Here is a 19,030-nt window from a genome sequence, read left to right on the forward strand (position 1 = left end):
ATGGGGCGGACCAAGAAGCGACTGGCGTCGGTGGTCGGCCTGCTGGTCGCGGCCGTCTTCGCGTTCCCGATCTACTGGATGGTCACCACCGCGCTCAAGCCCGCCAACCAGCTGCTGTCCGACGACTACGACCTGGTCCCGCTCGGGGTCACGTTCCAGCACTTCATCGACGGCGTCAGCAAGAAGGGCTTCCTGAACTCGCTGGAGAACAGCCTGATCGTCGCGCTGGTCGCGGTGGCCTTCGCGCTCGTGGCCGGCCTGCTCGCGGCGGTGCCGCTGGCCCGGTTGAAGTTCCGTGGACGCAAGGGCTTCCTGCTGCTGGTGCTGGTGGCGCAGATGGCGCCGTTCGAGGCGCTGCTCATCCCGATGTTCCTGATGATCCGCTCGTTCGACCTGCTCAACGTCCTGCCCGGCCTGATCCTGGTCTACTTCGCGGCCGCCCTGCCGTTCACCGCGTGGACGCTGCGCGGCTTCGTCAAGGGCATCCCGGTGGACCTGGAAGAGGCCGCCATGGTCGACGGCTGCGGCCGGTGGGCGGCGTTCCGCCGGGTCACGCTGCCGTTGCTGGGCCCCGGCCTGGTCGCCACCTCGGTGTTCAGCTTCGTCACCGCGTGGAACGAGTTCCTGTACGCGCTGACGTTCCTGCAGGACACCAGCAACGTCACGCTGCCGGTGTGGCTGTCCAGCTTCGTCTCGGTGTTCGGCGTGGACTGGGGCGGCGCGATGGCAGCGTCGACGGTGTTCACCGTGCCGGTGCTGATCTTCTTCCTGGTCGTGCAGCGCAACCTCGTGTCGGGGGTGACGGCCGGCGCGGTCAAGGGCTGAGCCCAGGACCGTCGATGGACTACCGTCAGGAGCACGTCGGACCTGGGACCGCCGCCACAGGACCCAGAGATTGAGGAGCACGATGACCCGCCAGACCGAGCCTTCGGCCGGGCAGCACATGAGTGCCGAGGTCGCCTCGCAACCCAAGATCTTCGCGGACCTCGTCGCGCGGCGCGGCGAGATCGCGGAGATCGCGGCGCAGGTGTCCGCGCGGCGACCCCGGTTCGCCCTGCTGGCCGCGCGCGGTTCCAGCGACCACGCCGCGCTGTACGCCAAGTACCTCATCGAGGTGCTGCTGCAGCTGCCCGCCGGGCTGGTGTCGCCGTCCACGACCACCTTGTACGGCGCCCAGCCCGACCTCACCGACGTGCTGCTGATCTCCGTCAGCCAGAGCGGTGGCTCCCCCGACCTGCTGGAGGTCACCGAGTCGGCCCGGGCCCGCGGCGCCCTCACCGTCGCCGTCACGAACACGCCCGACTCGCCGCTCAACAACGCCGCCGAGCTGTCCGTCGACGTCGGCGCCGGTCCCGAGCTGGCCGTCGCCGCCACCAAGACGTACTCGGCCACCCTGTTGGCCCTCTACCTGCTCATCGACGCCGTCCGCGGCGGCTCCGGCGAACACGCCGCGGCGCTGGGCGAGCTGGCCCAGCAGACCCTGGACGAGTCCGCCGCCGCCGTGCAGGAGGCCGTGCAGCGGTTCCGGTTCGTCGACCGGGTGCTCACCACCGGTCGGGGCTACTCGTCGGCCACCGCCGCCGAGGCCGCCCTCAAGCTGGCCGAGACCAGCTACCTGTCGGCTCGTTCCTACAGCGGCGCCGACCTGCTGCACGGTCCCGTCGCCGCCGTCGACGCCGAGACCGGCGTGCTGGCCGTCACCAGCGCCGGCAAGGGCGGCGCGGCCATGAGCGAGGTTCTCGACGTCATCCACTCGCGTGGCGCCGACGTCTTCGCCGTGGGCTCCGCCGCCTCCCGTGTGTCGGCGGCACTGCGGATCCCCGTCGCCGAGACCGCCGAGGAGGTCGCCCCCGTGCTGGAGGTCCTCCCCATCCAGCGCCTCGCCCTGGGCCTGTCGCTGGCTCGCGGCGGCGACCCCGACAGCCCCCGCGGCCTCAACAAGGTGACCAAGACCCGCTGAGCACAAGGCGAGTCACGCTCTCAGGCACCCCGAATGTAGGTCTCAGGCAGCTCTGCCTGAGACCTACATTCGGTGGGTCCCAGAGCGTGACTCGCGGGGGTTCAGGTGCCGGCGGTGGCTAGTTCGGCGTAGTCGTCGATCTCGGCGTCGAAGACGACCTCGCCGTCGACCCAGACCTTGCGGGGGCGGAGGTCGTCGTCCCACCACACCAGGTCGGCCACGGCGCCGGGGGCGATGCGACCGAGCCACTTCTCGCCGATGACGTCGGCGGGAGTGCGGGTGGCGGCGATGAGAGCGTCCCGTTCGGACACTCCAAGGGAGACGATGTTGCGGACGGCGCGATCCAGAGTCAGCGCGCTGCCGGCGATGGTGCCGTCGGGCGAACGCGGCACGCCGGCCTCGGTGAGCAGGACGTCGGCGCCGCCGAGACGGTACCGGCCGGGCGGCATGCCGGCGGCGGCGACGGCGTCGGTGACGAGGGCGACGCGGGGGCCGGCGGCGGCGAACACGAGCTTGCAGATGGGGCCGACGACGTGCGCGAGGTCGGCGATGAGACCGAGGGTGAAGCGCTGGTCGGTCAGGGCGATGCCGGGGACGCCGGGTTCCCGGTGCGTCAACGGGCTCTGCGCGTTGAACAGGTGCGTCACCATCGAGGCGCCGGCGTCGGCGGCCTCGACGGTCTGCTCGGCGGTGGCGTTGCTGTGGCCGACCGACACCACCACGCCGGCGGCGACGAGCCGGCGCACGGCGTCCATGCCGCCGGGCAGCTCGGGCGCCATGGTGACGACACGCAGCGCGGCGGCGACGGTCTCGTCGGCGAGCAACTGGTCGAGGTTCGCGGGCTCGGGCGTCACCATCAGCCCGGCGTCGTGCACACCGTGCCGCACCGGGGACAGGAACGGCCCCTCCAGGTGCAGGCCGAGCGGCCGGGCCACGCCGGCGGACGGCAGCGCGGTCGAGGCGGCGACGACCGCGTGGGCCTGGCGCAGCACGGTCGCCACCGGCGCCGTGATCAGCGTGGGCAGGAACCGGGTGACGCCGGTGGACGGCAGCGACTCCGCGACGGTGCGCATCGCGGCGGCGTCCACGTCGGCGAAGTCGACGCCGAAGGCACCGTTGATCTGGACGTCCACCAGGCCGGCGGTGAGCAGCCCGGTGGTCAGCACCTCGGTCGCGTCGGCGTGTCCCTCGGTGACGTCGACAAAACGGCCGCCCCGGATCCGCACCGCGACCGGGCCGGTCATGGCCCCGCCGACGAGTGCTCGTGGCGCTGCGACTACGGCGTCCAAATTGCCCTCCATTGGTCCAGACCATTAGACGGTACGGGCAGTGGCGACCAACGTCCAGTCAATTGTCCACCAGATGATATTAATTCTGGTCAGTTTCTGACACGATACTCCGATCGGCGGATGGCCGCAGCCCGGCGCGATCCCGACGATCACGATTCGACCCGGCATGACGCATACTGTGGTCCGAAACATCCGAGGTCTGGCGAGACGATTCGAGGCGGTCGTGGCAGTCACCGACGACGCGATCCTGCGCGTGAAGGAGATGATCGTCTCCGGGGAGCTCAAGCCGGGCGACCGGCTGCCCCGGGAGGCGGACCTGGCCGAGCGCCTCGGCCTGTCGCGGAACTCGCTACGCGAGGCCGTGAAGGCGTTGTCGCTGGTCAGGGTGTTGGACGTGCGTCAGGGCGACGGCACGTACGTGTCCAGCCTGCGGGCCGACGACCTGCTCGGCGCGCTGTCGTTCGTGCTGGACCTGCACCGCGGCGAGGACTCCGTGCTGGAGGTGCTGGAGGTCCGCCGCATCCTGGAGCCGGCCGCCGCCGCGATGGCCGCGCAGCGCATCGACGACCAGGAGGTCTCGGCGCTGCGTGAGCTGTGCGACGCCGCGGCCGCCGCCGAATCGGTCGAGGAACTGGTCGAGCACGACCTGGAGTTCCACCGCCGCGTGGTGCAGGCCTCCGGCAACGCCTACCTGGCGCAGCTGCTGGACACGCTGGCCGGGCCGACCGTGCGGGTGCGCATCTGGCGGGGCATCACGCAGGCCAGCGCCGTCGACCGCACCGTCGCCGAGCACCGGGCGATCGTCGACGCGCTGGCCGCGCGCCAGCCCGACCTGGCCCGGTCGTGGTCGACCGTGCACGTGGCCGGGGTCGAGCAGTGGCTCAAAGACCTGGCGTGATCCCGTAGACGCGGGCCGCGGTGCCGCCGAACACGGCGGCCCGCTCGGCCTCGGACAGCCCCTCGACCAGCTCCTCCGCGGCCTCGACGACCTCGGCGTAGGTGGCGCGCAGCAGGCAGACCGGCCAGTCCGAGCCGAACATCAGCCGGTCCGGGCCGAAGGCGTCCAGCACGACCTCGACGTACGGCCGCAGGTCGGCCACCGTCCAGTCCTTGCTCGCCTCCGTGACCAGGCCCGACAGCTTGCACGTCACGTTGGGCAGCGCCGCCAGCGCGCGCAGCCTGGTCTCCCACGGCTCAAGCTCACCGGTAGTGATCGGAGGCTTCGAGCAGTGATCAAGCACGAAACTCGTGCCGGGTAGCTCCGCCGCCGCCCGGATCGCCGCCGGCAGCTGGTGCGGATACGTCAGCAGCTCGTACAGCAGGCCCGCCTCGCCGACCGCCTTCAGGCCGCGCAGCACGTCGTCGCGGATCAGCCACTCGGGGTCGGACTCCCCTTGCACGAGATGGCGGATGCCCTTCAGCCAGCGACCGCCGTGCCCCTCCTTCAGCGCCGCCAGCGTGTCCGCCACGTCCGGCGCGGTCAGGTCGGTCCAGCCGGTCACCGCCTGCACCAGGCGCGACTCCTCGGCCAGGGCGAGGAACTCCGGCGTCTCCTCCGGGATGGTGATCGTCTGGACCAGCACGCTGGCGTCGACGCCGGCCGCGCCGGCCAGCGGCGCGAGGTCGTCGAGGGTGAACGTCCGGTTCAGCGTGTCGGCGACGTCCGGGGTCGCCAGCCACTCCATCTCGCGGACGGCCAGGTCCCACATGTGGTGATGCGCGTCAACCCTCACGAAGCCACTCCCGGCGTCGGTACGTCAGGACCCAGCAGGCCCTCGGCCTTGAGATCCGCCCACAGCTCCGCCGGCACCGTGTCGGCCAGCAGCGAGGCGTTCTCGGTGATCTCCACCGGCGTCCGGGCGCCGACGGCAATGGCCTTCACGGCGGGGTGGCCGAAGGGGAACTGCAGAGCCGCCTGGGGCAGGACGGCGCCGTGGCGCTTGCAGACGTCGGCGATGCGGCGGGCGCGGTCGATGACCTCGGGCGGGGCCGCGGCGTAGTTGTAGGTGGCGTCGGTGGGGACCTCGGGGCGGGCGAGCAGTCCGGAGTTGAACACCGCTACGGCGACGACGGAGACGCCCCGTTCCTGGCAGAGGGGCAGGAAGGACGCCAGGGATTCCTGTTCCAGCAGGGTGTAGCGGCCGGCGAGCATGACGTAGTCCAGCGACGCCTCGCGGATGAAGCGTTCGGGCATCTGCCACTGGTTCATGCCGACGCCGACGGCCCGGATGACGCCCTGCTCCTTCAACGACTGCAGGGCCGGGAGGCCCTCCCGAACCGCCTGGTCCCAGTGGTTGTCGGGGTCGTGCAGGTAGACGATGTCGACCCGGTCGAGGCCGAGGCGTTCCAACGACGAGTCCAGGGACCGTCGAACGCCGTCGGCGCTGAAGTCCCAGACGCGGCGGTGGGTGGCGGGGACGAGGAAACCGGCGTCGTCGAGACCGCCGCCGTCGTGGGGCTCGAGGACGCGACCGACCTTGGTGGAGACGACGAACTCGTCACGGGGACGAGAAACCAGAGCCGCGCCGAGGCGGCGCTCGGAGAGACCGAGGCCGTAGTGCGGAGCGGTGTCGAAGTACCGCACGCCGGCGTCCCAGGCGGCGTCGACGGTCGCGCGGGCGTCCTCGTCGGACACCTCGGCATAGAGGTTCGCGATCGGCGCGCCGCCGAAGCCGAGGCCGGAGATCACGGCAGCGCCCAGACGAGCTTCACGTCGGGCTCGGAGCCGGAGTAGTCGTCCTGGACCTCCAGCAACTCCGCCATCCGGGCCTGCCACGGCACGTTGGCGGGATGCTCGGCCAGGAACGCCCGCATGGCGGCGTAGTCCTCGACCTCGACGAGGTGGAACAGGTCCCGGCCGCTGCGCCAGATCCGCCACGAATGGACGCCGGCCTCCCGCAGCGCGGAGTCCAGCTCGTCGGGGATCACGGCGTGCACGGCCTCGTAATCGGCCTCCCGCCCCGGCTTGAGCCGGGTGTGCAGAGCGACGGTCTCCACTAGTCCTGGGCCTTTCCGGTCGTCAGCCGCGCCAGCACCAGCGCACCGATGATGATGGCCCCGTTGATCGCGCCGAGCCAGTACGGATTCACGTGCGCCAGCGTGAGGATGTTCTGCACCAGGCCGAGCATCAGCACGCCGCACATGGCGCCGAACAGGGTGCCCTTGCCGCCGTTGAGGCTGACCCCGCCGAGGACGGCCGCGGCGAAGGCGTTGAAGATCCAGCCGGAGCCCTGGTTGGCGGTGATCGAGCCGTAGTGGCCGACCATCATGGCGCCGGCCAGCGCGGCCAGCACGCTCGCGACGATCAGCACGATGGCGGCGACGCGGGTGGTGCGGATGCCGGCGGCCTTGGCCGCGGCCTCGTTGCCGCCGATGGCGTACAGCGAGCGGCCGTGCCGGAAGTAGCCGACGAACACGATGGCCACCACGAACAGGGCCAGGAAGATCCAGATCGACGCGTGCACGCCGAACCAGTCGGCGCTGCCCAGGTAGTACAGCGACGGCATGTTCGGGCTGGACAGCGACTGGCCGACGGTGAGGCCCTGCTGCACGCCGCGAATGGTGATCAGCATGCCCAGCGTGATGATGAAGCCGGACAGCTGCAGGCGCAGCACCAGGAAGGCGTTGATGGCGCCGATGATCACGCCGGCCAGCAGGCACACCGGCAGCGCGGTCCACTCCGGCAGCCCGATGCCGAGACCGTGCTCGGAGCTCGGCAGCACGAACACCATGGCCAGCGCGGGCGCGAAGCCCAGCGTCGACTCCAGCGACAGGTCCATCTTGCCGACGATCAGCACCAGCGCCTCGCCCAGCACGACCAGCCCCAGCTCGGACTGCTGCTGCACGACGTTGAGCAGGTTGCCGCCGGTCAGGAAGATCGGGCTGGCGATGAAGCCGACCACCAGCAGCACCAGGATCGCCGGCAGCAGCGCCAGGTCGCGCAGCTTGGCCACTTGCAGCCGGGGCCGGGCGGCCACGGCCGGGGTGGACACGTCACTCACCACTGCTCTCCCCGATCCCTTCGATCGCGCTCACCAGCTCGTTGTCGGTCCAGCCGGCGGGGAACTCGCCGGCGACCGAGCCGTGGAACATCACCAGCACCCGGTCGCACGGGCGCAGGTCGTCCAGCTCGTCGGAGATCACCAGCACCGCCGCGCCGGCGGCAGCGGCCCGGTCGACGGCATCCAGCAGGTTCTCCTTGGACTTCACGTCGACGCCCGCGGTCGGGTCCATCAGCACCAGCAGCTCAGGGTCGCTGGACAGCGCCCGGGCCATCACGACCTTCTGCTGGTTGCCGCCGGACAGGTCGGCCACGTCCTGCTCCGGCCCGGACGTCTTGATCGCCAGGTCGCCGATCATCTTCTCGGCCACCTCGGTCCGCCGCCGGCCGGAGATCGCCCCGAACCGGCCGAGCCGCGCGGCGATCGGGAACGTCGCGTTCTCCGCGATGCTCATGCCGGGCACGAAGCCCTCCTTGTGCCGGTCCTCCGGCACGAACCCGACGCCGCCGGCCAGCGCGGCCGGCACGCTGCCCGGCTTCAACGGCTTCCCTTGCACGGCAACGGTTCCGGTGTCGGCGGCCCGCAGCCCGACGATGACCTCGCCGAGCTCGACCTTGCCGCTGCTGGCCGAGCCGGCGATGCCGACCACCTCGCCCTTGCGGATCGACAGGTCGATGCCGCTGAAGTGCTTGCCGAGAGCCAGCCCTTTGACGTCCAAAATGGACTGTCCACCGACCGCCGGCCGGGCCGAACCGGAGCCGAGCCCGACCGCCTCGCCGGTCATCGCCTCCACCAGCTGGTCCTTGGACAGGTCGGCCACCGGACTGGTGACGATGTGCCGGGCGTCCCGGAACACCGTCACCGTCTGGCAGATCTCGAAGATCTCCTGGAGGTGGTGGGAGATGAACAGGAACGTCACGCCGGCGGCCCGCAGCGAGCGCATCCGCTCGAAGAGACGCTCGATCGCCGGGCCGTCCAGCTGCGCGGTCGGCTCGTCCAGGATGATGAACTTGGCCCCGAACGACAGCGCCCGGGCGATCTCGACCAGCTGCCGCTGCTCGACCGTGAGGTCGGCGGCGTCGGCGTTGGGATCGACGTCGACGCCGTACTCGGACAACAGGTCGCCCGCCGTGCGACGCAGTCGGGACCAGCTGATCACCGGTCCGCCGTCGAGATTCTGCCGGTTGATGAACAGGTTCTCGGCGACGGTCAGGGTCGGGATGATGGTGGACTTCTGGTAGACGCACGCCACCTTGGTCCGCCACGCCTGACGGTCGGACAGCGGCGGCGCCGGCTCACCGCGGAACGTGATCTCCCCGCTGTCCGGTCGGCTCAGACCGGTCAGCATGGAGACCAGGGTGGACTTGCCGGCGCCGTTGCGTCCGACCAACGCGTGCGTCTCCCCGTCGGCGACGGTGATGTGCACATCGTCGAGCGCGACGGTCTGCCCGAACCGTTTGGTGATGTTGCTGGCCTCGACTGCGTTCATCACTTGGCTACCTGGTTGCCCCAGAGGCTCTTGTCGTCCACGTTGTCCTTGGTCACCAGCGGGGCCGGCAGCTGGTCCTCCAGCTGGCCGCCGCCGACGTCCAGGATCGTGCTGTTGTGGTCGGTCGCGCCCGGCTTGAACGTCTTGCCCTCGACCGCGGCCTTGGCGTAGAACAGCGCCCACTTCGCGTACAGGTCGGCCGGCTGCGACACGGTGGCGTCGATCTGGCCCTGCCGGATCGCGTCGAACTCCTGCGGGATGCCGTCGTTGGAGACGATCGTGATGTGGCCGGGCTGGCCGGCCGGGATCAGGTGGTTGGTGGACTTCAGCAGCTGCAGCGTCGCGGCCAGGAACGCGCCGCCGGCCTGCATGTAGATGCCGTTGATGTCCGGGTTGGCGGTGAGGTCGGTCTGCAGCGCGGCCGACGCCTTGGCGCCCTCCCAGTTCGTCGGCTCGGCGAGCACGGTGATGCCCGGGTAGTTCTGCTTCATGCAGTCGCCGAACGCCTCAGAGCGGTCGCGGCCGTTGATCGAGGACAGGTCGCCCTCGAACTCCACGACCTTGCCCTTGCCCTGGAGCTTCTCGCCGAGGTACTTGCAGGCCTTCTCGCCGTACGCCTTGTTGTCCGCGCGGACGACCATGTAGGCGCCGCCCTTGTCCGGCCGGGTGTCCACCGTGACGACCGGGATCTTCTGCTGGTTGAGCTGGGTGATGGTGCTGGCGATGGCGCCGGTGTCCTGCGGGGCCATCACGATGGCCTTGGCCCCCTGCGCGGTCAGCGCCTGCACGTTGGACACCAGCTTGGTGATGTCGTTCTGCGAGTTGGTCGGGGTCATCAGGTTGATGCCAAGGTCCTTGGCCATCGTCGGCACGTACTTGTTGTACGAGTTCCAGAAGTCCGTGTCGGCGCGGGGGAAGTCCACGCCGATCGGCCCGACGCTGCCGCTGTCGCCGCCACCGGCGGCGTCGCCTCTGTTGCAGGCGGCCAGCGTGCCGGCGAGCGCTACGCACACCGCGACGGTGAGGATGCTGCGCTTGTCCATCGTTCCTCGTTTCGTTCTAGCTCGGCGGCCGAAGGCGCAGGCCGTACATGCCGCCGTCCACCGCGAGCACGGTGCCGGCGGTCGATCCCGACAGGGGGCTGGCGAGGTAGCAGATCGCATGTGCGACCTCGTCAGCGGAAACGAGCCGCCCGGACGGCTGGCGCGCCTGTAGCGCGGCCCGTTCGGCGGCGGGGTCGGGCGCCGCGTCGAGCAGCCGGCCGACCCAGGGTGTGTCCACGGTGCCGGGCGCGACGGCGTTGACCCGGATGCCCTCCCGCACGTGGTCAGCGGCCATCGCCAGCGTCAGCCCGTACACCGCGCCCTTGCTGGCGGAGTACAGGGCGCGCTGCGGCAGCCCGGCCCACGCGGCGATGGAGCAGGTGTTGACGATCGCGGCCGACGGCGACTGCCGCAGCCACGGCAGCGCGGCCCGGCTCACCCGGGCCATGCCGATCACGTTGACGTCCAGCACCTGGTGCCACTGCGCGTCGTCGTTGGCGGCGACGTCACCCTGCGCGCCGATGCCGGCGTTGTTGATCACGATGTCGATCCGGCCGAAGCGCTCGGCGGCGTCCGCGACCGCGGCCCGCACCGAGGCGTCATCCGTTACGTCGCACCGGATTCCGACCAGCGGCTCGGTGACCTGGTCGGGATTGATGTCCAACGCCGCGACACGGGCGCCGCGGGCGGCCAGCAGTTCCGCCGTCGCGCGGCCGATTCCGGACGCGCCGCCGGTGACGATCGCCGCCAGGCCGGCAAAATCCGTCATGCCACAACCTCCGTCCACACGGGACCGTCCGGATACACGTACCGGCTCAGCGTCTCCTCGTGCAACCGTGCGGAGAAGCCCGGCTGGGCCGGCGCGAGGTACCGGCCGCCGACGACCGATGCCGGATCCGTGAAGTGCTCGTGCAGGTGGTCCACCCACTCGATGACCCGGCCGTCCAGCGAAGCGGACACCGCGGCGTAGTCGAAGAAGGACAGGTGCCGCACCAGCTCGCACAGCCCGACGCCGCCCGCGTGCGGGCACACCGGCACACCGAACTTGGCCGCCAGCAACAGGATCGCGATGTTCTCGTTGACGCCGCCGACCCGGCAGGCGTCGATCTGCACGACGTCGATCGCGCCGGCCTGCAGAAGTTGCTTGAACACGACGCGGTTCTGCACGTGCTCGCCGGTGGCGATCTTGATCGGGGCCAGCGCGTCGGCGATCGCCCGGTGCGCCAGCACGTCGTCCGGCGAGGTCGGCTCCTCGATCCAGTACGGCGAGTACGGCGCCAGCTCGCGCATCCAGCGGATCGCCACGTCGGTGTCCCACCGCTGGTTGGCGTCCACCGCGACGCGCACGCCGGCCCCGACGACCTCGCGGGCCAGCTTCATCCGCCGCACGTCGTCGTCGAGGTCGCCGCCGACCTTGAGCTTGATCATGTTGAAGCCCTCGGCGATGGCCTGCTTGGCCAGCCGGGTCAGCTTCTCGTCCGAATAGCCCAGCCAGCCCGGTGACGTGGTGTACGCCGGGAAGCCCTGCTCGGTCAGCTGCGCGATGCGGCCGGCCCGGGTCGGCTCGGCCTTGCGCAGGATGGACAGCGCCTCGTCCGGGGTCAGCGCGTCGGACAGGTAGCGGAAGTCGACCAGCCCGACGATCTCCTCCGGCGTCATGCCGGCCAGGAAACGCCACAGCGGCAGGCCGGCGCGGCGCGAGGCGAGGTCCCACGCGGCGTTGACCACCGCGCCGATCGCCATGTGCACGACGCCCTTCTCCGGGCCGAGCCAGCGCAGCTGCGAGTCGCCGATCAGTTCGGCGGACAGCGCGGCCAGCGCCGCGGCGTCCTCCGGCACCGGCCGGCCGACCACGTGCGGGGCCAGCGCGCGGATGGCGGCGGCCTGCACGTCGTTGCCACGGCCGATGGTGAAGGCCAGGCCGTAGCCGTCGGGTCCCTCGTCGGTGCGCAGGGTTACGTAGGCGGCCGAGTAGTCCGGGTCCGGGTTCATCGCGTCGGACCCGTCCAGCTCCAGCGACGTGGGGAACCGGATGTCCAGCACGTCGAGTGCGACGACGCGGGCCATCTCAGGCCGCCCCGAAGGTCTGCCGCTGCTTGCCGAGGCCGTCGATCTCGAGTTCGACGACATCGCCCGCGCGCAGGTACGGCTTGGGGTCCGGCTGGCCCAGCGCGACGCCGGCCGGAGTGCCGGTATTGATCAGGTCGCCGGGGCGCAGCACCATGAACTGGCTGAGGTAGCGGATCACCTCGGCGACGGGGAAGATCATGTTCTTGGTGGAGGAGTCCTGCTTCAGCTCGCCGTTCACCCACAGCCGCAGCCCGAGGCGCTGCGGGTCGCCGACATCCTCGGCGGGCACCAGGTACGGTCCGAGCGGGTTGAAAGTTTCACAGTTCTTGCCCTTGTCCCAGGTGCCGCCGCGCTCGGTCTGGAACTCCCGCTCGGAGACGTCGTGCGAGAGCACGTAGCCGGCGACGCAGGCCAGCGCCTCCTCGTCGGTGTCGAGGTAGCGGGCCGTCCGGCCGATGACGACGCCGAGCTCGACCTCCCAGTCCGTCTTCACGGACCTGCGCGGCACGAGCACCTCGTCGTACGGGCCGACCACGGTGTCCGGCGTCTTGAGGAACACCACCGGCTCCGCGGGCGTGGCCGCGCCGGTCTCCTCGGCGTGGTCGGAGTAGTTCAGCCCGATGCAGACGATCTTGCCGATGCCGGTCAGCGGCGGGCCGACCCGCAGGCCAGTGTCGTCCATGACGGGCAGCTCACCGGCGGTGAGGGCCGCTCGGACCCTGGCCACGCCGTCGCCGCCGAGGAAGGCTCCGTCGATGTCCGCCGTCACCGGGGTGAGGTCGTGGATGACGCCCTCCTCGGTGCGGACGGCGGGGCGCTCGCTACCGGGAGCGCCGAGGCGCAGCAGCTGCACGGAGGGTTCCTCCTCGCTCGTACCAAAAGACCTCCGATGTATATCCGCTGAGTCCGGGGAAGTCCAGACTCGTGCCGGGAACATTGACCTAACTGATCCGATGACTCCATGGGGTGGCTGTGGCGAATACCGAGGGTTACCTGGTCGGCGTGGACGCCGGGGGGACCACGACGCGGGCCCTCGTGGCCGACCTGAGCGGGGGCCGGGTGGGCACCGGCCGAGCCGGCGGGGCGAACCCGAACTCGCATCCGCCGGAGGTGGCCGCCGAGCAGGTGGCGGCATCCATCGCCGCCGCGCTGGCGTCCGCGGGCGTGCCGGCCGACCGGGTGCGTGCCGGCGTCCTGGGCTTGGCCGGCGCGAGCAAGCTGGCCGACGACCGGGTCGCCGCGCTGTTCGACGCCGCCTGGCACGGAGCCGGCCTCAAATGCGGCCTTCGTGTCGTCACCGACGCGGAGGCCGCCTTCGCGGCGGGCACGGCGTCGTCCGACGGCACGGTCCTGGTGGCCGGCACCGGCTCGGCGGCGGCCCGGATCGTGAACCGCCGTCAGGTGGCGATCGCCGGCGGCTTCGGCTGGCTGCTCGGCGACGAAGGTTCGGCGTTCTGGCTCGGCCGGCAGAGCGTGCGGGCAACACTGCGGACGCTGGCCACCGGCGCGGCGCTGGGCGTGTTGGCGCGGAGCGTGCTGTCCAGCGTGCTGGCGATCCAGGACGTGAGCGGCGATCCGGTGCTGCGGCGCTCGGTGGTGTCACGGCTGATCACCGCCGTGAACGCCGAGCCGCCGATCCACCTGGCCCGGCTGGCGCCGCTGGTCGCGGCGGCCGCCGAGGCGCACGACCCGCTGGCCGGCGAGATCGTCGACGAGGCGGTGGAGTGGCTGGTGCGGACCGCCCGTGACGCCCGCTCCGCCGGCGAGCGGACGCCGGTCGTGGTCATCGGCAGCGTCGCCGCGAGCGGCGGGGTCCTCGGGGAACGGCTCCGCACGGCGTTGGAGGAGGCCTGCGGCGGCGAGGTGTCGGTGGCCCAGGACGGAGCCGCCGGGGCGGCGTGGCTGGCGTCGCTGGAACTACTCGGCCCGGCGGCCCTGTCGCTACGGCCCCAACTACTAGACGAGTAAGTCCTAAGTCCGGGCGGTGGCTGAAGACGGACGAAGGGTGTTCAAGATCAGTTTGTGACGACCGACCTGAACACCCTTCTGACCGCACTCTACGTCAAGATCGACGACCACCTCGGCAGGCCCACCCGGACCGGACGCCCACCCCGACTCACCGACGCCGAACTGCTCACCCTCGCCGTCGCCCAAGCCCTGCTCGGCATCCGCTCCGAAGCCCGCTGGCTGCGGTTTCTCCCTCGCCACCTACCCGGCGCTTTCACTTACCTGCCCCAGCAATCCGGCTACAACAAACGCCTGCGCAACGCCGTCCCACTGCTCAAACACGTCATCCGCATGCTTGCCCTCGACACCGACCTGTGGACCGACGCCACCTGGATCGTCGACTCCACCCCGGTCGAGTGCGGCCGCTCCCGCGAAACTGCCAAACGCTCCGAACTCGCCGGCTGGGCCGGCTACGGCTACTGCTCATCGCACTCACGGTTCTTCTGGGGACTGCGTCTGCACCTGATCTGTACCCCGCCCGGGCTCCCGATCACCTGGGCGCTGGCGCACCCGAAACTCGACGAACGCCAGGTGTTGATGGCGATCCTGGACCACGACCCCACCGTGCTGGCCGACCGACCGGGCCTACTGATCATCGCCGACAAGGGCTACGTCTCCCGCGAACTGGACGCCTACCTGACCGAACGCGGGGTGCGGCTGCTGCGCCCGTCCTACCGCAACCGCACCCCACACCCGGCCCAACACCTGCTCAAACCCGTACGACAACTCATCGAGTCGGTCAACGACACCCTCAAAGGCCAGCTCGACCTGGAGTTGCACGGCGGCCGCACCATCGACGGTGTGACCGCCCGCATCGCCCAACGCCTGCTCGCGCTGACCGCCGCGATCTGGCACAACCGGGCCACCGGCCAGCCCGTCACACGATTCCTGATCGCGTTCGACCACTGATCAGTTAGGACTTACTCGTCTAGGCGCCTAACTTCTCCGGATCGGCCCTGGCCTGCAGGGCAGCCGCCCGGGCGGGGTCGCCGATGTCCTCGTACAGGGCCTTGGCGGCGGCCCAGGCCTGCCGGGCCTCGGGCAGGCGGTCGAGGTCGGCGAGGATGTCGCCGATGCGGCTGAGCGACTCCGCCTCGGCCCAGCGGTCGCCGGCGCTGCGGCAGGCGGCCAGGGCGAGCCGGAGTTCCCGCAGCGCGGTGTCGCGGTGACCGCGGTCGGCGTGCACGGCGGCCATCTTCATCAGCACCCACGACTTCGCGCCGAGGGCGCCGAGGCTCTCCTGCACAGCGAGCGAGCCGGCCATCGCGCTCAAGGCGTCGTCGAAGCGGCCGCGGGAGCGGTGCACGTCGCCGATGGTGGCCAGGGCGACGCCGACGCCCTCCTGGTCGTCGAACTCCCGGAACAGCTCAAGAGCCTGGGCGGCGTACTCGTCAGCGCGGGCCATGTCGCCGGTGTCGACGGCGAGGAACGCGGTGCAGGCCAGGGTCCACGCCTCGCCGAGCCGGTCGTCGCTCTGCCGCCGCAGCCGCAGCGCCCGCATGTACAGCTGGGTGGACTGGACGAAGTCGCCCATCCGCCGGTACGCCTCGGCCAGGTTGATCGACACGCAGCCCTCGGCGTGCGGGTCGCCGGTCTCCTCGGCGGCGGCCAGCGCGAGTTGCTGGCTGCGTACCCAGATGGTCCACGGCTTGCGGTGCAGCCAGTAGTTCCACAGCGCCACCGCGAGCTTCCACGACGGCGCGCAGGCCCGGTGTTCCAGCCCGAGCTGGATCACCGGCACGAAGTTGGGCAGCTCGGCGTCGCACCAGCTCAGCGCGGCGTCGTGGTCGGCGAACTCCAGCGCCTTCACGGGCGACGGCACGGGGTCGGGGGTCAGCGCGTCGACCCGGAACGGGGCCAGCGCGAGCCCGGCGGCGTACGCGGTCGCCTGGTACCAGGTGACCATGCGGGTGACGGCGGGCCCGCTCTCGTCGGCGGCCACCAGCTCGGCGGCGTACTCCCGGAGCAGGTCGTGCAACCGGTACCGATCACGGCCGATGGTCTGCACGAGATGCACGGCGGCGAGCCGGTCCAGCGTCGTCCGCGCGGCGGCCAGCGGCAGCCCGGCCAGTGCGGCGGCCGCGCCGGCGCCGATGGTCGGCCCCCGGTGCAACCCGAGCAGCCGGAACATCCGCGCGCACTTGTCGTCCAGCCGCCGGTACGACCAGTCGAAGACGGTCCGCACGGCGATCGAGTCGAAGGTCGACAGCACGTCGAGCCGGCCGTCGGCGTCCAGCTCCTCGACCAGGTCCCGAACCAGGTAGTGCGGCTGCGCCAGCACACGTTCGGCGGCGATTCGCAGCGCCAGCGGCAGAAAGCCGCACCGGGCAGCCAGATCGGTGACGGCCTCCGGCTCGGCTTCGGCCCGCTCCTCGCCGATCACCCGACGGATCAAGGCGATCGAGTCGGCCGGGGTCATCGGGCCGAGGGTCACGCGCAGCGCGTCGGTCTGCACGGCGATGCTCGACAGCCGCTCCCGGCTCGTCACCACGACCACGCAGCCCGGGGCGGCCGGTAGCAGCGGCCGGACCTGGGTGGCGTCGGCGGCGTTGTCCAGCACCACCAACAACTTCCGGTCCGCGACCAGCGACCGGAACAGCGCCGAGCAGCGCTCCAGGCTGCTCGGGATGCCGTTGGCCGGCACGCCGAGCGCGGCGAGGAACTCCTCCAGCGCCACCCGCGGCTCCACCGGCCGCTCGTGCGGCGAGTGCCCGCGCAGGTCGATGTACAGCTGACCGTCGGGGAAGCGGTCCACGGCGTGATGGGCCCAGCGCAGCGCCAGCATCGTCTTGCCGGTGCCGGGCGGACCGTCGATGATCACGGCCCGGGCGTCGGCGGTGTCCAGCAGGCTCAGCTGGTCGCCGCGACCGACGAAGCGGCGGATGCCGGCGGGCAGCTGGGCCGGTCGCACCGCGGCCTCGGCGTTGGCCAGCGCGACCAACGCGCCGTCGGCGCCGAGGGTGTCGTCGCAGGCCCGGGCCAGCTCCGGCGACGGCGGCCGGCCGTTCTCGACCTTGCTCAGGTAGCCCGGGGTGAAGCTGATGATCTTGGACAGGTCGCGCAGGGACAGGCCGCGCTGCTGGCGCAGCCGGCGCAACTCCGGCCCGAACAGCGCCGCCGCGCCCTCGGTTCTGCCGCCTCGCCCCATGTCCCTACCCCGGGTCGGTACCGGACACGAGTCTACGTCGCGGATGCCGTAAACCGGGGTGGTCCGAGGGCAGGGTCGCGCGGAAGACCCACCAGGTCGGGGCGAGCATCAGCACGTAGAGCGGCCAGGACAGGGCCACTCGGGCGATGCCGGACGCGACGACGTCGCCCTGCCACCACAGGAACCCGAACACGAGCACCCGGATGCCGTACTGGACGGCGTAGACGAGGGTGGCGCGGCCGTAGGCGCGCAGCAGGTCGGGGTCCTGCCGCCAGCGGGTGCGCTGGCCGAGCAGCGCGCCGATGATCACGCCGAGCAGCGGCCACCGGATCGCCCAGCTCACCACGAACGCCAGCCCGCTGGCGGCGTTGCTGAGCAGCTGCACCAGGAAGAAGTCGATGGCCCGGCCGGTGTACAGGGCGACCAGCGCGGCGATGGACACCACGAAGGCGCCGACCAGCACCGCGCGGATCTTGCCGCCGCGGGCCAGCCGGATCGCGCCGACCACGACGGCGGCGGCCACGGCGATCAGTGCCGCCCACCCGACCGAGTGATTGGTGAGCAGCCAGCCGGCCACGAACGCGATGGACGGCAGGGTGGCGTCCAGGGCCGCGCCGCGCCCGCCGAGCAGCTGCGCGAAGGTCTCTTCCCGCTCGATCACTCCCCCAGCCTGCCAGGTTAGGCATACCTAATGGGTAACTAACACTCACGGTTACGACCTGAATACGGGGTGAACGACCCATTGACCTGGGTGAGCGCGGTCACTACGGTGGCACGAAATCGTCTGGAAAGTTAACAGACAGGAGTTTCCCAGTGCGTGCCGGAAGCCCGAGACTGCTGCGCGAGATCAACGATCGTGCCGCGATCGACGCGTTGCTGCGCAACGGGCCGCTCACCCGGTCCGAGCTGGAGGGCATCATCGGGCTGTCCAAGCCCGCGACCGCCCAGCTGCTCACGCGCCTCGAAGCACAGGACATCGTCCGCCGCGACGGCCTGCGCGGCGGCGGCCGCGGCCCCCGCGCCCAATTGTGGGCCGTCAACGGCGGCCTCGCGCACGTCGCCGCCGTCGACCTCACGCCCGACTCGGTCGACGTGGCCATCGCCGACATCTCCGGCGCCACGCTGACCGAGCACCACGCGCTGATGCCCAAGGGCAGCGACGTGCTGACGGTGTTCGCCGAGGCCATGGGCAAGGCCGCCAGCGACTGCAACCTTCAGGTCAGCGACCTGCACCACGTCGTGGTCGGCAGCCCCGGCGCCGTCGACCCGGCCACCGGGCAGCTCGGCTTCGCGCCGCACCTGCCCGGTTGGGAGGGCTTCGACGTGGTCGGCCGGCTCCACGAGCTGCTGGGCACGTCGGTCAGCATGGAGAACGACGTCAACCTGGTCGCGCTGGAGGAGATGATCACCGGCCGCGCCGTGGACGTCCGCGACTTCGTGCTCGTCTGGCCGGTCGACGCCGTCGGTTCCGCGGTCGTGATCAACCGCGTGCTGCTGCGCGGCGCCACCGGCGGCGCCGGCGAGATCGACTGGATGCGCGTCCCCGACCTGTCCCGCCAGGACACCGGCATCGACCGCGCCGGCACCCGCTACGGCGACCTGCTGTCCAACTCGTCGGTGACGAAACTGGCGCGCTCCCACGGGATCGCCGCCCGGCACGCGCTCGGCGCGGTCACCAAGGCGCTGTCCCACGGCGCCCCGGGTCGCGAGTTCCTCACCGACCTGGCCCGGCGCATCGCCGTCGGCATCGCCAACGTGGTCAGCGTCGTGGACCCGGAACTGGTGCTGCTGTCCGGCGAGGTCGCGCACGCCGGCGGCTCGGTGCTGTGCGAGCTGGTCGCCGCCGAGCTGCGCCGCCTGGTCATTCCCCGAACCCCGGTCGAACTCGCGTTGGTCGCCGGCCACGCGGTGCGCGCCGGGGCCATGCACTCCGCCCTGGCCGTGGTCAGGGAAGAGGTGTTCGGCCTACCGGCCAACGACATGCTGCCGCCGCTGCATTCCGCTCGATGAATCCGCCGATGAA

The 19,030-nt window shown here is 71.2% G+C and carries 18 protein-coding genes; 6 read left to right on the forward strand and 12 right to left on the reverse strand.

The genetic code is table 11. The features are described from left to right. Positions 1–825, forward strand: coding sequence for a carbohydrate ABC transporter permease (locus BJ998_RS16775; RefSeq protein WP_184862763.1), 825 nt, complete (start codon positions 1–3; stop codon positions 823–825). Between the two features lie 82 nt (positions 826–907). Beyond that, the gene (locus BJ998_RS16780) at positions 908–1,960 is read left to right on the forward strand and encodes an SIS domain-containing protein (protein ID WP_184862765.1); all 1,053 of its coding nucleotides are present in this window, start codon (positions 908–910) and stop codon (positions 1,958–1,960) included. Positions 1,961–2,061: 101 nt separating this feature from the next. On the opposite strand, the gene nagA is transcribed toward BJ998_RS16780, so the two are convergent. Next, positions 2,062–3,249, reverse strand: a complete 1,188-nt coding sequence (nagA, locus tag BJ998_RS16785; RefSeq protein ID WP_184862767.1) for an N-acetylglucosamine-6-phosphate deacetylase — start codon at positions 3,247–3,249, stop codon at positions 2,062–2,064. Between the two features lie 223 nt (positions 3,250–3,472). Between nagA and BJ998_RS16790 the strand changes: the two genes are divergently transcribed. Continuing rightward, the gene (locus BJ998_RS16790; RefSeq protein WP_184862769.1) at positions 3,473–4,147 is read left to right on the forward strand and encodes a FadR/GntR family transcriptional regulator; all 675 of its coding nucleotides are present in this window, start codon (positions 3,473–3,475) and stop codon (positions 4,145–4,147) included. Here BJ998_RS16790 and BJ998_RS16795 read toward each other — a convergent pair. Genes BJ998_RS16795 through BJ998_RS16835 form a run of 9 tightly spaced genes read right to left on the reverse strand, consistent with a single transcriptional unit; the run spans position 4,131 to position 12,705 of the window. Beyond that, positions 4,131–4,982: an amidohydrolase family protein gene (locus BJ998_RS16795; RefSeq protein ID WP_184862771.1), complete on the reverse strand. Its 852-nt coding sequence runs from the start codon at positions 4,980–4,982 to the stop codon at positions 4,131–4,133. The genes BJ998_RS16790 and BJ998_RS16795 overlap by 17 nt on opposite strands. Then, the gene (locus tag BJ998_RS16800; RefSeq protein ID WP_312890155.1) at positions 4,979–5,938 is read right to left on the reverse strand and encodes an aldo/keto reductase; all 960 of its coding nucleotides are present in this window, start codon (positions 5,936–5,938) and stop codon (positions 4,979–4,981) included. The genes BJ998_RS16795 and BJ998_RS16800 overlap by 4 nt, the downstream gene beginning before the upstream one ends. After that, entirely contained in the window at positions 5,935–6,246 is a 312-nt protein-coding gene (locus tag BJ998_RS16805) for an L-rhamnose mutarotase (RefSeq protein WP_184862773.1), read from the reverse strand. Before BJ998_RS16805 ends, BJ998_RS16800 begins: the two co-directional genes overlap by 4 nt. Beyond that, the gene (locus tag BJ998_RS16810) at positions 6,246–7,250 is read right to left on the reverse strand and encodes an ABC transporter permease (RefSeq protein WP_312890156.1); all 1,005 of its coding nucleotides are present in this window, start codon (positions 7,248–7,250) and stop codon (positions 6,246–6,248) included. The genes BJ998_RS16805 and BJ998_RS16810 overlap by 1 nt, the downstream gene beginning before the upstream one ends. Further along, positions 7,243–8,739: a sugar ABC transporter ATP-binding protein gene (locus BJ998_RS16815; protein WP_184862775.1), complete on the reverse strand. Its 1,497-nt coding sequence runs from the start codon at positions 8,737–8,739 to the stop codon at positions 7,243–7,245. Before BJ998_RS16815 ends, BJ998_RS16810 begins: the two co-directional genes overlap by 8 nt. Beyond that, complete coding sequence (locus tag BJ998_RS16820; protein WP_184862777.1) at positions 8,739–9,782, reverse strand: sugar ABC transporter substrate-binding protein; 1,044 nt, start codon at positions 9,780–9,782, stop codon at positions 8,739–8,741. The genes BJ998_RS16815 and BJ998_RS16820 overlap by 1 nt, the downstream gene beginning before the upstream one ends. 16 nt (positions 9,783–9,798) lie before the next feature. Further along, on the reverse strand, positions 9,799–10,551 hold the full coding sequence (locus BJ998_RS16825) for an SDR family NAD(P)-dependent oxidoreductase (protein WP_184862779.1): 753 nt from the start codon (positions 10,549–10,551) through the stop codon (positions 9,799–9,801). Continuing rightward, the gene (locus tag BJ998_RS16830) at positions 10,548–11,849 is read right to left on the reverse strand and encodes an enolase C-terminal domain-like protein (RefSeq protein ID WP_184862780.1); all 1,302 of its coding nucleotides are present in this window, start codon (positions 11,847–11,849) and stop codon (positions 10,548–10,550) included. The genes BJ998_RS16825 and BJ998_RS16830 overlap by 4 nt, the downstream gene beginning before the upstream one ends. Position 11,850: 1 nt before the next feature. Beyond that, positions 11,851–12,705 carry a fumarylacetoacetate hydrolase family protein gene (locus tag BJ998_RS16835; protein ID WP_184862782.1) on the reverse strand — a complete coding sequence of 285 codons (855 nt, stop codon included), beginning with the start codon at positions 12,703–12,705 and terminating at the stop codon, positions 11,851–11,853. Positions 12,706–12,824: 119 nt separating this feature from the next. On the opposite strand from BJ998_RS16835, the gene BJ998_RS16840 reads away from it, so the two are divergent. Together BJ998_RS16840 and BJ998_RS16845 are read left to right on the forward strand one after the other, a co-directional pair. After that, the gene (locus BJ998_RS16840) at positions 12,825–13,820 is read left to right on the forward strand and encodes an N-acetylglucosamine kinase (RefSeq protein ID WP_184862784.1); all 996 of its coding nucleotides are present in this window, start codon (positions 12,825–12,827) and stop codon (positions 13,818–13,820) included. Between the two features lie 54 nt (positions 13,821–13,874). Beyond that, a complete protein-coding gene (locus tag BJ998_RS16845; RefSeq protein ID WP_184862786.1) occupies positions 13,875–14,768 on the forward strand; it encodes an IS982 family transposase in 894 nt (297 codons plus the stop codon). A 19-nt stretch (positions 14,769–14,787) separates the two neighbouring features. Here BJ998_RS16845 and BJ998_RS16850 read toward each other — a convergent pair whose 3' ends face one another. After that, a complete protein-coding gene (locus BJ998_RS16850; RefSeq protein ID WP_184862788.1) occupies positions 14,788–17,007 on the reverse strand; it encodes an ATP-binding protein in 2,220 nt (739 codons plus the stop codon). Between the two features lie 4 nt (positions 17,008–17,011). Continuing rightward, on the reverse strand, positions 17,012–17,668 hold the full coding sequence (locus tag BJ998_RS16855; protein ID WP_184862790.1) for a DUF3159 domain-containing protein: 657 nt from the start codon (positions 17,666–17,668) through the stop codon (positions 17,012–17,014). A 152-nt stretch (positions 17,669–17,820) separates the two neighbouring features. On the opposite strand from BJ998_RS16855, the gene BJ998_RS16860 reads away from it, so the two are divergent. Then, complete coding sequence (locus BJ998_RS16860) at positions 17,821–19,017, forward strand: ROK family transcriptional regulator (RefSeq protein ID WP_184862792.1); 1,197 nt, start codon at positions 17,821–17,823, stop codon at positions 19,015–19,017. Positions 19,018–19,030 lie beyond the last annotated feature (13 nt).

Origin of the sequence: Kutzneria kofuensis (assembly GCF_014203355.1) — a bacterium.
Classification (GTDB): Bacteria; Actinomycetota; Actinomycetes; order Mycobacteriales; family Pseudonocardiaceae; genus Kutzneria; species Kutzneria kofuensis.

What these genes read in the sequence shown, in the direction of transcription:
- BJ998_RS16775 (WP_184862763.1), top strand. Translation starts at nt 1, where the DNA reads ATGGGGCGGACCAAGAAGCGACTGGCGTCGGTGGTCGGCCTGCTGGTC.
- BJ998_RS16780 (WP_184862765.1), top strand. Translation starts at nt 908, where the DNA reads ATGACCCGCCAGACCGAGCCTTCGGCCGGGCAGCACATGAGTGCCGAG.
- BJ998_RS16815 (WP_184862775.1), bottom strand. Translation starts at nt 8,739, where the DNA reads ATGAACGCAGTCGAGGCCAGCAACATCACCAAACGGTTCGGGCAGACC.
- BJ998_RS16820 (WP_184862777.1), bottom strand. Translation starts at nt 9,782, where the DNA reads ATGGACAAGCGCAGCATCCTCACCGTCGCGGTGTGCGTAGCGCTCGCC.
- BJ998_RS16825 (WP_184862779.1), bottom strand. Translation starts at nt 10,551, where the DNA reads ATGACGGATTTTGCCGGCCTGGCGGCGATCGTCACCGGCGGCGCGTCC.
- BJ998_RS16830 (WP_184862780.1), bottom strand. Translation starts at nt 11,849, where the DNA reads ATGGCCCGCGTCGTCGCACTCGACGTGCTGGACATCCGGTTCCCCACG.
- BJ998_RS16850 (WP_184862788.1), bottom strand. Translation starts at nt 17,007, where the DNA reads ATGGGGCGAGGCGGCAGAACCGAGGGCGCGGCGGCGCTGTTCGGGCCG.